The 12,333-nt window shown below is 60.6% G+C and carries 13 protein-coding genes; 5 read left to right on the top strand and 8 right to left on the bottom strand.

The genetic code is table 11. The features are described 5' to 3' along the window. Positions 1-14: 14 nt before the first annotated feature. Together HU715_RS05905 and HU715_RS05900 are read right to left on the bottom strand one after the other, a co-directional pair. Positions 15-974: a sugar ABC transporter substrate-binding protein gene (locus tag HU715_RS05905; RefSeq protein ID WP_186706629.1), complete on the bottom strand. Its 960-nt coding sequence runs from the start codon at positions 972-974 to the stop codon at positions 15-17. A 146-nt stretch (positions 975-1,120) separates the two neighbouring features. Then, positions 1,121-1,573 (bottom strand): hypothetical protein, encoded by a 453-nt coding sequence (locus HU715_RS05900; RefSeq protein ID WP_186706628.1) that lies wholly within the window; start codon positions 1,571-1,573, stop codon positions 1,121-1,123. 205 nt (positions 1,574-1,778) lie between these two features. Here HU715_RS05900 and HU715_RS05895 point away from each other — a divergent pair, with 205 nt between their 5' ends. Both HU715_RS05895 and HU715_RS05890 read left to right on the top strand, forming a co-directional pair. Then, the gene (locus HU715_RS05895; RefSeq protein WP_186706627.1) at positions 1,779-2,078 is read left to right on the top strand and encodes a DUF1654 domain-containing protein; all 300 of its coding nucleotides are present in this window, start codon (positions 1,779-1,781) and stop codon (positions 2,076-2,078) included. 5 nt (positions 2,079-2,083) lie between these two features. After that, positions 2,084-2,773 (top strand): endonuclease, encoded by a 690-nt coding sequence (locus tag HU715_RS05890; protein WP_186706626.1) that lies wholly within the window; start codon positions 2,084-2,086, stop codon positions 2,771-2,773. 131 nt (positions 2,774-2,904) lie between these two features. On the opposite strand, the gene HU715_RS05885 is transcribed toward HU715_RS05890, so the two are convergent. Further along, entirely contained in the window at positions 2,905-3,270 is a 366-nt protein-coding gene (locus tag HU715_RS05885; RefSeq protein ID WP_186706625.1) for an SPOR domain-containing protein, read from the bottom strand. A 247-nt stretch (positions 3,271-3,517) separates the two neighbouring features. On the opposite strand from HU715_RS05885, the gene csrA reads away from it, so the two are divergent. Then, on the top strand, positions 3,518-3,712 hold the full coding sequence (gene csrA / locus HU715_RS05880; protein WP_003179932.1) for a carbon storage regulator CsrA: 195 nt from the start codon (positions 3,518-3,520) through the stop codon (positions 3,710-3,712). Positions 3,713-3,906: 194 nt separating this feature from the next. Here csrA and HU715_RS05875 read toward each other — a convergent pair whose 3' ends face one another. The 3 genes from HU715_RS05875 to HU715_RS05865 all read right to left on the bottom strand — a co-directional run bounded on the left by HU715_RS05875 (position 3,907) and on the right by HU715_RS05865 (position 7,777). Then, a complete protein-coding gene (locus tag HU715_RS05875; protein ID WP_186706624.1) occupies positions 3,907-4,362 on the bottom strand; it encodes a DUF2214 family protein in 456 nt (151 codons plus the stop codon). Between the two features lie 313 nt (positions 4,363-4,675). Beyond that, positions 4,676-6,058, bottom strand: a complete 1,383-nt coding sequence (gene cysS, locus HU715_RS05870; protein ID WP_186706623.1) for a cysteine--tRNA ligase — start codon at positions 6,056-6,058, stop codon at positions 4,676-4,678. A 21-nt stretch (positions 6,059-6,079) separates the two neighbouring features. Then, entirely contained in the window at positions 6,080-7,777 is a 1,698-nt protein-coding gene (locus HU715_RS05865; RefSeq protein WP_186706622.1) for a glutamine--tRNA ligase/YqeY domain fusion protein, read from the bottom strand. Between the two features lie 248 nt (positions 7,778-8,025). On the opposite strand from HU715_RS05865, the gene HU715_RS05860 reads away from it, so the two are divergent. Both HU715_RS05860 and HU715_RS05855 read left to right on the top strand, forming a co-directional pair. After that, positions 8,026-8,529 carry a peptidylprolyl isomerase gene (locus HU715_RS05860; protein ID WP_053121103.1) on the top strand — a complete coding sequence of 168 codons (504 nt, stop codon included), beginning with the start codon at positions 8,026-8,028 and terminating at the stop codon, positions 8,527-8,529. After that, the gene (locus HU715_RS05855) at positions 8,526-9,275 is read left to right on the top strand and encodes a UDP-2,3-diacylglucosamine diphosphatase (RefSeq protein ID WP_186706621.1); all 750 of its coding nucleotides are present in this window, start codon (positions 8,526-8,528) and stop codon (positions 9,273-9,275) included. Before HU715_RS05860 ends, HU715_RS05855 begins: the two co-directional genes overlap by 4 nt. A gap of 128 nt (positions 9,276-9,403) precedes the next feature. On the opposite strand, the gene HU715_RS05850 is transcribed toward HU715_RS05855, so the two are convergent. Next, positions 9,404-10,933, bottom strand: coding sequence for a DHA2 family efflux MFS transporter permease subunit (locus HU715_RS05850; RefSeq protein ID WP_186706620.1), 1,530 nt, complete (start codon positions 10,931-10,933; stop codon positions 9,404-9,406). Between the two features lie 193 nt (positions 10,934-11,126). Then, the gene (locus tag HU715_RS05845) at positions 11,127-12,326 is read right to left on the bottom strand and encodes an HlyD family secretion protein (protein ID WP_186706619.1); all 1,200 of its coding nucleotides are present in this window, start codon (positions 12,324-12,326) and stop codon (positions 11,127-11,129) included. Positions 12,327-12,333 lie beyond the last annotated feature (7 nt).

Here is a 12,333-nt window from a genome sequence, read left to right as displayed (position 1 = left end):
TTGTGTCGCCAGGATTACGGCTTGGTCACCAGCTCGACCGGAGTTTCGATAACGCCGTTGGTGCCGCTGTCGACTTTTTCGCCCTTGAGCATCTTCAGCGCTGTTTCGATGCCGAACACCGCCTGCTTGGCGGCGAACTGATCGGCAGTCGCCAGGACACGACCGTCCTTGAGCATCGGCTTGATGGCGTTGATGTTGTCGTAGCCGACCACCTGCACCTTGCCGGCCTTGCCCGCCGCGCGCACGGCCGATACAGCACCGACCGCCATGCTGTCGTTACCGGCCAGCAGTGCCTTGATGTTCGGGTATTCGCTGAGCATCGACGCGGCCACCTGGTTGCCCTTGTTGATTTCCCAATCGCCGGATTGCAGGGACACGACCTTGACCTGCGCCGCTTCCATCGCATCCTTGAAGCCCGCGGTGCGGGCCTGGGCGTTGGTGGTGGTGGAGACGCCTTCGATGATGCCGACTTCGTCACCGGCCTTGAGTTGCTTGGCCAGGTATTCGCCCACCAGACGCGCGCCCTTGCGGTTGTCAGGGCCTACGAACGGCACGGTGATGTTCTTGCTCTTGACCACGGCCGGATCGAGCTGGTTATCGATGTTGATGACTGTGATGCCGGCATCCACGGCTTTCTTGATCACCGGCACCATCGCCTTGGAATCCGCGGGCGCGATGATCAGGGCATCGACCTTGGACACGATCATCTGCTCGACGATACGGATCTGGTTGGCGGTGTCGGTTTCATCCTTGATCCCGTTGGAGATCAGGTCGAAATCGGCGGAGTGTTCCTTCTGATAAGCCTTGGCGCCGTCTTCCATGGTCAGGAAGAATTCGTTGGCCAGGGATTTCATGACCAGGGCGACCTTGGGTTTTTCTGCGGTCTGGGCGAATGCCGAGGAGAGAGGCAGCGCAGCGGAGGCGGCCGCGAGCATGGCAACAGCGAGAAGGCGTCCAGCGAATGGCAACTTCATGGGTTCACTCCGATCTTATGATTATTGTGAGCAAATCAGTGCACGGAACGCCGCGCAAACGTTTGCGTGAAGTGAACTATGGTAAGGCTTCGGGGATTTGTCAACGTTGCGGTTTCATCGGCAACGTCGCCGCTCAACGTAGAGACTCAGGCCGTCGTGTTGACCACGGTACCCGAACCGGCGCCCTTGGCCAGCTCCGTGACCAAATGGCCGGTGACTTCCAGCAACGCGCCACTGGTATCGGCGATTTGCCCCTGGATCGCCATGACCGCCGAGGTCTTACCTTCCGGCGTCGGATAGTTGCGCGCCTGGGCGACGGCCAGTTGCTGTTGCTGCTCACGAAGCTGTTGCTGCAGCTCTTGCATCCGCTTGAGCAGCACCTGGACGGCAACGCTCTCGGTGCTACCACCCTCCTGCGCCTGGTCGGTTGCTTCGGCGCTGGCCCCCATGCCCGTGCGGACCTTGCCCGAGGCTCGCGTCGTACCCAAGGCCTCATCGGCGGCCTGGGCTTCTGCCTCGCTCAGCGCCGTCAGGGTGGCTGCGGATTTGCCGCCGATGGTCACGGCTGCCGCACTGGGAAAGCCGATGGAAAAGGCCATATCAAAACTCCATGAAGGGGGATTCCTACGAAGGACATCGCCCGCCGAAACATTTTCTTTAGCGCCCGCTGAGATCAATCGATAGCTTCGCCACCCTGAACGGGTGACACCTGTTTATGCAAGCCGAGAAAAAAATCCTTTCTCCTACACCAAAACGAAAAAAGTGCTGTCAGACGATCTTCTTGAATTTTAAGTAGTTGCGTAAATGCCTACGGTTAAATACTGTATGCCCGTACAGCTTAATAAGGATAATCCTGTGGCCACTCCCTCCGCTGCAACCACCCCCTTAGATTCCTATACGCGACTCGGCCTTCGGGTCTCGAAAATCATCAACGCCCCCACCGCGCAAAAAGCCAAGGCCGCACTGCTCTTCCGCCTTCCCGACGAGCCTGTGGATGAGTGGGAGCGCCTCCTGGAAGAAATCGACGAGAACGACAACGTGACCCTCGCCTATCGCGACGACGGTGGCGTGCAGGTTTTCTGGGTTGTGCCGAAGGAAGATTGAGCGTGATGAGTGTTCGCTGTTTAGCTTTACTGCTTGTGTTTATCGCCACGGGCGCACAGGCCGGTGCCCCACGCACCTTCAACGAAGCCAAGAAAATCGCCTGGAAACTCTACGCCCCGCAATCCACGGAGTTCTATTGTGGCTGCAAATACACCGGCAACCGCGTGAACCTGGCCGCCTGCGGTTATGTACCGCGCAAGAATGCCAGCCGCGCCGCTCGTATCGAGTGGGAGCATATCGTTCCGGCGTGGCAGATCGGCCATCAGCGTCAATGCTGGCAAGCAGGCGGTCGCAAGAACTGCACCCGCTATGATCCGGTCTATCAACGGGCCGAGGCCGACCTGCACAACCTGGTGCCGAGCATCGGGGAAGTGAATGGCGACCGCAGCAATTTCAGTTTCGGCTGGCTGCCGGAGCAAAAGGGCCAATACGGCTCATGCCTGACCCAAGTGGATTTCAAGGCCAAGAAGGTCATGCCCCGCCCTTCCATCCGAGGGATGATCGCTCGGACCTATTTCTACATGAGCAAGCAATATGGCCTGCGCCTGTCGAAACAGGACCGACGCCTGTATGAAGCCTGGGACAAGACCTACCCGGTCGAAAGCTGGGAACGCCAGCGCAACCAGAGCGTGGCGTGCGTCATGGGACGTGGGAACGAGTTCGTGGGGCCGGTGGACATGAAGGCCTGCGGTTGACCTCCCCTTTGTAAACACCACAAACCCACTGTGGGAGCTTGCTCGCGATAGCGGAGTAACAGACAACAGTTTGTCGACTGATACACCGCTATCGCGAGCAGGCTCGCTCCCACAGGTTTTGTTCTGTCCGGTTATTGAGTGACCGGGTAATCCACTACCAACGCCTCGATGTTGCGTTTCTTCGCCCGAACCAACGCGGCCGTGACCTGTTCCTGCTTGGCTTTGGCTTCAGCCTCGGAGCTCAAAGGGCCGACCAGGACGCGTTCCTTGCCGTTTTCCCGCACCACGGTCGACATGAAGCTGTGCTCGATGAGCCAACCGGTCAGGTCGCTGACAGCCTGCGGTGTCTGCCCGCGAACCTCGACGGCCCACTGCGGTGCGGCAGCGGCGGCCGGTGCGGAGGTCACGGCGGGTTTCGGCTTCGGTGCCTCGACGTCACGCCCTTCCCCGCATCCTGCCAGTGCCAATACCGCAATTACCCAAGCCAATTTGCGCACAACGTTTCCCCTGGAAGACATGAGGCACGGATTTTAGCACCCGTGCCCATCTAGATCGCCGCAAACAATGCTCAAAACACGAGAATCCTGCCCGGCGTCTCTGTATAGTCGCACCCTGGGAATTAATGCAGCATCTGCACGTCAGAAAGAGGCACCCACATTGTGACACTTAGCACTAATCTATAAGCAGTACCGACAACTGCACTGTCTGAATCAGGTGCCCTATAAAGCAATCAAGGAGAACACCATGCTGATACTCACCCGCAAAGTCGGTGAAAGCATAAACATTGGTGACGACATCACGATCACCATTCTGGGCGTTAGCGGCCAACAGGTCCGGATCGGCATCAACGCCCCGAAGAACGTTGCGGTGCATCGCGAAGAGATTTATCAGCGCATTCAGGCCGGCCTCACCGCGCCCGACAAGCCGCAAACTCCCTGAGCCTTGCAAGCAGTCCGCAGCCAGCCCGTTTGCATCGTCGCAATGGCTGGCTAAAGATTCTGGTCGACCGCGCCGTACCCCTGCCCTCCTCGTCTTCTTTCGTCCCGCCCGTGAACCGATACTAATGGCATGGCCTCTAGCATGGCTGTCAGACGTTTCGTTTTAATGATGACGAAGCGGGCGTTCGCGGCCGGTCAGCCCAGGCCCACGCCGCGCGCCATGCCTGTGGCGGCGACCACCATCAAGATCAGCAACAAGGCTTCGATGTGGCTGATCCGCGCAAGTCGACCGGCTTTCGAAGGATCGATCGCCGTCCCTTTGCCCAGCGCCATCCGCCATTTGATCAGGGCGATCATCGGCACGATCTCCAGCAGCAGGATCAGCAGCAGCAAGGTCATCTTCAGGTGAAACAGCGGTTGGTGCAGATAATAGTCCGTGCCTTTTTCGAACCCGCCGAACGCTCGCATCCCACCGGTCACCAACAGCACCAGCGCCGACAGGCCCCACACGTTGTCGGCGACCAAGACACCCCGCACCGCATCCACGCCGCCCGCCAGGCGTCGTAGCGCCGTGCCGCGCGTCAGCACCGCCCAGAACCCGAGGGCGAACGCCAGCAAATGGATTGCCGCAAGCGACCAATGAGCCAACATGGAAGACTCCTGACAGAGAGAACGTCGAATCGACCTGACAGTACTAGCTCATAAAGCAATGATTGCCAGGGTTGGCATGCAAAAAACTGCGGGGGGGTATCAGTGGCAAAAATGCTGCCTGACACACCGCATTCGCGAGCAGGCTCGCTCCCACAGGGGATTTTTGGTGTATGCGATGGCAGTGAGCCGCGCAAAAAAATGTGGGAGCGGGCTTGCTCGCGAATGCGGTGTGTCAGTCAACAAATCATTAACTGAGGCACCGCATTCGCGAGCAAGCCCGCTCCCACAGGGGGTATTGCAGGCTTTGAAGATCTTAGTCCGCCAGTCGCCAGGTCGTCCCGCCCTTCCCGTCTTCCAGCACCACGCCCATGGCGGTGAGCTGGTCGCGGATGCGGTCGGATTCGGCCCAGTCCTTGTTGGCCCGGGCGGTCAGGCGCGCCTGGATCAAGGCTTCGACCTCGGCGGCGTCCACCCGGCCTTCGGCGCCGGCCTGCAGGAAGTCATCGGCTTCGAGCTGCAACACACCCAGCACGCTGGCCAGTTCTTTCAGACGGGCCGCGAGACCGGCCGCGGCATTGAGATCGCTCTCACGCAGACGGTTGATTTCGCGCACCATCTCGAACAGCACCGCGCAGGCTTCCGGCGTGCCGAAGTCGTCGTTCATCACTTCGGTGAAACGCGCCACGAACCCCTCGCCACCAGCAGGCGCCACGGCAGGCAGGCCCTTCAACGCGTGGTAGAAACGCTCCAGGGCACCCTTGGCGTCCTTGAGGTTATCTTCCGAGTAGTTGATGGCGCTGCGATAGTGGCTGGATACCAGCAGGTAACGCACGACTTCCGGGTGGTACTTGTCGAGCACGTCGCGGATGGTGAAGAAGTTGTTCAAGGACTTGGACATCTTCTCGCCATTGATGCGAATCATGCCGCAATGCATCCACGCGTTGGCGTAGGTCTTGCCGGTGGCCGCTTCACTCTGGGCGATTTCGTTTTCGTGGTGCGGGAATTCCAGGTCGCTGCCGCCACCATGAATGTCGAAGGTCTCGCCCAGGCAGCAGGTGGACATCACCGAGCATTCGATATGCCAGCCCGGACGCCCGGCGCCCCATGGCGACTCCCAGCTCGGCTCGCCCGGCTTGGCAGCCTTCCACAGCACGAAGTCCAGCGGGTCTTGCTTCGACTCGTCGACTTCGATGCGTGCGCCGATGCGCAGGTCTTCGATCTTCTTGCGCGACAGCTTGCCGTAGCCCATGAACTTGGCGACGCGGTAGTACACGTCGCCATTGCCCGGTGCGTAGGCATAACCTTTGTCGATCAAGGTCTGGATCATCGCCAGCATGCCTGGGATGTGGTCCGTGGCACGGGGCTCCAGGTCCGGCTTGAGGATATTGAGGCGCGCCTCGTCCTCGTGCATGGCCTTGATCATGCGCTCGGTCAGCGCATCGTAAGGCTCGCCGTTTTCACGGGCACGGTTGATGATCTTGTCTTCGATGTCGGTGATGTTGCGCACGTAAGTCAGGTCGTAGCCACTGAAACGCAACCAGCGGGTCACCAGGTCGAAGGCGACCATGCTGCGACCATGGCCGATGTGGCAGTAGTCGTACACGGTCATGCCGCAGACATACATGCGGACCTTGTTGCCATCCAGCGGCTTGAAGACTTCTTTGCTCTTGGTGAGCGTGTTGTAGATCGTTAGCACAGGGTTTCCCTTAAGACTTGATCACTGACCCCAGGAATCGCGCAAGGTCACGGTACGGTTGAATACCGGAGCACCGGGTTTCGAGTCCTTGATATCCGCGCAGAAGTAGCCTTCGCGCTCGAACTGGAAACGGTCTTCCGGCTGTGCGTTGCCCAGCGAAGGCTCGGCACGACAACCCGTAAGTACTTGCAGGGAGTCAGGGTTGATGTTGTCCAGGAAGCTGGCGCTGTCTTCGGCCTTCTCCGGGTTCGGCGAACGGAACAGGCGATCGTACAGGCGCACTTCGCACTCGACGCTGGCGGCGGCCGGTACCCAGTGGATCACGCCCTTGACCTTGCGACCTTCCGGGTTCTTGCCCAGGGTGTCGGGATCGTAGGAGCAACGCAGTTCGACGATGTTGCCGTCGGCGTCCTTGATGGCTTCGTCGGCGCGGATCACGTAGCTGCCACGCAGGCGCACTTCACCGGCAGGCTCCAGGCGCTTGTAGCCTTTTGGCGGCTCTTCCATGAAGTCTTCACGGTCGATGTAGATTTCCCGGGCGAATGGCAGGACGCGCACGCCCATGTCTTCTTTCGGGTGGCGCGGCAGCTCGAGGTTCTCGACCTGGCCTTCCGGGTAGTTGGTAATGACGACTTTCAGCGGACGCAGCACGCACATGGCGCGGGGGGCGCTGTGGTCCAGGTCGTCACGGATGCTGAATTCCAGCATGCCGAAGTCCACCACGCCGTCGGAACGGTTGGTGCCGACCATCTCGCAGAAATTGCGGATCGATTTGGGAGTGTAGCCGCGACGACGGAAGCCCGACAGCGTCGACATGCGCGGGTCGTCCCAGCCATTGACGTGCTTCTCGTCCACCAGTTGCTTGAGCTTGCGCTTGCTGGTGATGGTGTAGTTCAGGTTCAGGCGACTGAATTCGTACTGGCGCGGGGTGGCCGGCACCGGCAGGTGCTCGAGGAACCACTCGTACAACGGACGGTGGCTTTCGAACTCCAGGGTGCAGATCGAATGCGTGATGCCTTCGATGGCATCCGACTGGCCGTGGGTGAAGTCATAGTTGGGGTAGATGCACCATTTGTCGCCGGTCTGGTGGTGATGGGCGTGACGGATGCGGTACATGATCGGATCGCGCAGGTTCATGTTCGGCGAGGCCATGTCGATCTTGGCGCGCAACACCCGGGCACCGTCCGGGAACTCACCGGCGCGCATGCGGGCGAACAGGTCCAGGTTCTCTTCCACGCTGCGCTCACGGAACGGGCTGTTCTTGCCCGGCTCGGTCAGGCTGCCACGGTATTCCTTGGCCTGCTCGGGGGTCAGGTCGCACACGTAGGCGTTGCCGGACTTGATCAGCTCCACTGCCCAGTCGTGCAACTGGTCGAAATATTGCGAGGCGTAGCGCACCTCACCGGACCATTCGAAACCCAGCCACTTGACGTCGCTTTCGATTGCGTCGATGTATTCCTGGTCTTCCTTGGCCGGGTTGGTGTCGTCGAAACGCAGGTGCGTGACGCCGCCGAACTCCTGGGCCAGGCCGAAATTCACGCAGATCGACTTGGCGTGGCCGATGTGCAGGTAGCCGTTGGGTTCCGGTGGAAAACGCGTGACGATCTGTGTGTGCTTACCCGAGTCCAGGTCCGCCTGGATGATCGGGCGCAGGAAATTGACCGGCACGGCCGGGCCGGTCTTGGAATTCGAGGTAGGGTCGACAGTGGGCTTGCTCATAGGATCCTTGAACAGACAAGTGCGCGGCCGGGTGCGGCCTGATAAATCAAAGCCCGTATCATAGCCGATGCTGTCAAGCACCTGACAGGCCAGGCCGGCAAACGATTGAATTTAATCGACGGCCAGATGAAAAACAGCCTCGAATTTCGTGCCTGGCGCGCTAAACTGCCCAACCTGGCGATTGCAGCCGGACCGGTTGCGGGCGTTCGCGCCCCGAAACCCACGAATTTCTTGAAAGAGTAGTAATCATGACCCAAGTCAAACTGACCACCAACCATGGCGACATCGTCCTGGAACTGAACGCCGAGAAGGCTCCGATCACCGTTGCCAACTTCGTTGAATACGTCAAGGCAGGCCATTACGAGAACACCGTTTTCCACCGCGTGATCGGTAACTTCATGATTCAAGGCGGTGGTTTCGAGCCGGGCATGAAGGAAAAGAAAGACAAGCGCCCAAGCATCCAGAACGAAGCCGACAACGGTCTTTCCAACGACAAGTACACCGTCGCCATGGCCCGCACCATGGAACCGCATTCGGCCTCCGCGCAATTCTTCATCAACGTCGCCGACAACTCGTTCCTGAACCACAGTGGCAAGAACGTCCAGGGCTGGGGCTACGCGGTATTCGGTAAAGTCACCGCTGGCACCGACGTGGTCGACAAGATCAAGGGCGTCGCCACCACTTCCAAGGCTGGCCACCAGGACGTCCCGGCAGAAGACGTGATCATCGAGAAAGCCGAGATCATTGAGTGATACTGCTGATTTCAGACTTGCATCTGGAAGAGGAGCGCCCGGACATCACCCGGGCGTTTCTGGATTTACTGGCCACACGCGCCCGTTCGGCGCAAGCGTTGTACATCCTGGGCGACTTTTTCGAAGCCTGGATCGGCGACGATGCGATGACGCCCTTCCAGCGTTCCATCTGCCAGGCCCTGCGCGAATTGAGCGACAGCGGCACGGCCATTTTCCTGATGCACGGCAATCGCGATTTCATGCTGGGGCAGGCCTTCTGCAAAGCGGCCGGCTGCACCCTGCTCAAGGACCCAAGCGTCGTGCAGTTCAATGGTGAGCCGGTGCTGCTGATGCACGGTGATAGCCTCTGCACCCGCGACGAAGGCTACATGAAGCTGCGGCGCTGGCTGCGCAACCCGGTCACGCTGTTCATCCTGCGTCACCTGCCGCTGGGCAGCCGCCAGAAACTGGCGCGCAAGCTGCGCAGCGAAAGCCGCACGCAAACACGCATGAAAGCCAATGACATCGTCGACGTCACGCCTGAAGAGATCCCACGGATCATGCAGCAATACGGCGTGAAGACCCTGGTCCACGGCCACACCCACCGCCCCGCCATCCACAAGTTGCAACTGGGCGAACACGCCGCCCGACGCATCGTGCTGGGGGATTGGGACAAGCAAGGCTGGGCGTTGCAGGTGGATGAACAGGGGTTTGCGTTGGCGCCGTTCGGGTTTGGTAACGCGCAGTTGGCATTGCCAGGAACCTGAAGCATACATAGATCCTGTGGGAGCGGGCTTGCTCGCGAAGGCGATGTGTCAGTCAACATAAAAAATGACTGTCATGCCCCTTTCGCGAGCAAGCCCGCTCCCACATTGGATTGCATCCAACCCTTGGATCAGTGTCCTGCCGATGCAGGCCCAGCCTTCGCCGCAAACGGCGGCTTCGCCAGCCACACCAGCACGATCAACCCCATGAACGCCCACCCCAGCAACGTGAAGTAATCCACGGTGGAGAGCATGTACGCCTGGCTGTTGAGGATCTGGTCGAGCTGGGCATAGGCCGGCGCACTCGCGCCGCCGAGCTGGTTGAGGGCTTCGCGGGTGGTGGGCTCGAAGGTGCTGATGCTTTCGCTCAGGTAGGCGTGATGCTGGTCCGCCCGGCGGATCCAGATCCAGGTGGTCAACGACGCGGCAAAGCTGCCGCCCAGGGTCCGCAGGAACGTCGCCAGCCCCGCGCCGTCGGCAATCTGGTGCGGCGGCAGGTCCGACATCAGGATGCTCAAGGTCGGCATGAAGAACAGCGCCACGCCAATACCCATGAACAACTGCACCAGCGCAATGTGCTGGAAATCCACTTCGTTGGTGAAGCCGGCGCGCATGAAGCAGCTCAGGCCGATGGCCAGGAACGCCAGCCCGGCCAGCAAGCGCAGGTCGAACTTGTGGGCGTACTTGCCGACGAAGGGCGACATCAGCACCGGCAGGATGCCGATCGGCGCCACCGCCAGCCCAGCCCAGGTCGCGGTGTAGCCCATCTGCGTCTGCAACCATTGTGGCAGGATCAGGTTGATGCCGAAGAACCCGGCATAGCCGCCCACTAGCACAATAGTGCCGATGCGGAAGTTGCGATAAGCGAACAGCCGCAGGTTGACCACCGGATGACGATCGGTCATTTCCCAGATCACGAACACCGCCAGGGCAATGACTGAAATCAAGGCTCCGATGACGATGAAGTTCGACTCGAACCAATCCAGGTCGTTGCCCTTGTCGAGGATCACCTGGAGTGCACCGACGCCGATGATCAACGTGATCAACCCGACGTAGTCCATCGGTTGATGACTGGTGACCACAGGCCGGGCCTTGAGCTGCTGGCGCACCACCATCACCGCAAAGATCCCAATCGGCACGTTGATGAAGAAGATCCACGGCCAACTGTAGCTGTCGGTGATCCAGCCGCCGAGGATTGGCCCGGCAATCGGCGCCACCACCGTGACCATCGCCAGCAGCGCCAGTGCCATGCCCCGCCTGGCCGGCGGGTACACGGCAATCAGCAGCGTCTGGGTCATCGGGTACAACGGCCCGGCCACCAGCCCCTGGACCACACGAAAGCCAATCAGCTCCGGCATCGAAGTGGAAATGCCACACAGGAACGAAGCGAGCACGAACAGCATCGTTGCCCACAAAAACAGCTTCACCTCGCCAAAGCGCCGGCTCAGCCAGCCGGTGAGCGGCAGGGCGATGGCGTTGCTCACCGCGAACGAGGTGATCACCCAGGTGCCCTGCTCCGAGCTGACGCCCAGGTTGCCGGAAATGGTCGGCAAGGCGACGTTGGCGATAGTGGTGTCGAGCACTTGCATGAACGTCGCCAGCGACAGCCCGATGGTGCTGAGCAACAGGCTGGGCGGCGTGAAGGACGCGTTATTGCTCATTGCGAGAGTCCTATGAAGCGGAGGTGGCGAAATCCCTTGAGACGGCAAGCCCTCCCTGTGGGAGCGGGCTTGCTCGCGAAGACGATTTCACATTCAACATCTGTGTTGGCTGATACTGCGCATTCGCGAGCAAGCCCGCTCCCACAGGGTTTTTTACCATCCTGCTAATGCTCAGATCGCCCGCCAACAGTGGTCAGCGCTGCGCGGTCTTGCTCGCCGCGGCACTGTTGTCGTGGATCAGGCGAGTGATCATCGCGTCGGCATCGGCCAGTTGTCGGTCATAGGCCTGGGTGCTGAACGAGGCTTTCTGCGGTGGTTGCTGGGCCAGCACCGGGCCGCTCTGGTCGTGCAGGTTGACGCTGACCTGGGTCGACAAGCCGACCCGCAGCGGATGCTTGGCCAGCTCCTGGGCATTGATGTGAATCCGCACCGGCACCCGCTGGACGATCTTGATCCAGTTACCGGTGGCGTTCTGCGCCGGCAGCAAGGCAAACGCGCTGCCGGTCCCGGCGCCCAGGCTGTCGATGGTGCCGCTGTACTTCACATCGCTGCCGTACAGGTCGGTTTCGATGTCCACCGGCTGGCCGATGCGCATGTCACGCAGTTGGGTTTCCTTGAAGTTGGCATCGATCCACAGTTGATCCAGCGGGATCACCGCCATCAGCGCCGTGCCCGGCTGCACCCGTTGGCCCAACTGCACGGTGCGCTTGGCCACATAGCCAGTGACCGGCGCGATCAAGGTGCTGCGGGCATTGGTCAGGAAGGCCTGGCGCAGTTGCGCGGCCGCGGCTTGCACATCGGGATGGGATGACACCACGGTATCGTCCACCAACGCGCTGGTCGTCTTGAGCTGTTGCCGGGCATTGGCCAGGGCGTTCTGCGCCGAGGTCAGGTCATCCCGGGCGTGGGACAGCTCTTCCTGGGAAATCGCCCCGCCGGCCGCCAGGTTCTTGCGTCGGCTGTAGTTTTCCTGGGCCTTCTGCACTTCGGCCTCTTGGGCATTGACCTGCGCCCGCATGCCGTCGACGTTGCTGTACAAGCCACGCACCTGGCGCACGGTCCGGGCCAGGTTGGCCTGGGCACTTTGCAGCCCGACTTCGGCATCGTTCGGATCGAATTGCACCAGCACCTGGCCTTCACGCACCAGGTCGCCGTCATCGGCACCGATGCTCACCACGGTCCCGGTGACTTGCGGAGTGATTTCCACCACGTTGCCATTTACATAGGCGTCGTCGGTGCTTTCGCTCCAGCGGCCATACAGTTCATGCCAGCCCCACACCCCGAGGCCCGCGAGGATGACGATCAGCGTGAGTGCCAACAGCATGACCTTGCGCTTGCGTGGGTTGCCGCTGTCTTGGGTTTGTGCGGATTGAGTCGTTTCGGCAGTCGCCATGACAAGT

This window comes from Pseudomonas zanjanensis, assembly GCF_014268745.2.
Lineage (GTDB): Bacteria > Pseudomonadota > Gammaproteobacteria > Pseudomonadales > Pseudomonadaceae > Aquipseudomonas > Aquipseudomonas zanjanensis.
This window is presented reverse-complemented; position numbering and strand designations above follow the sequence as displayed.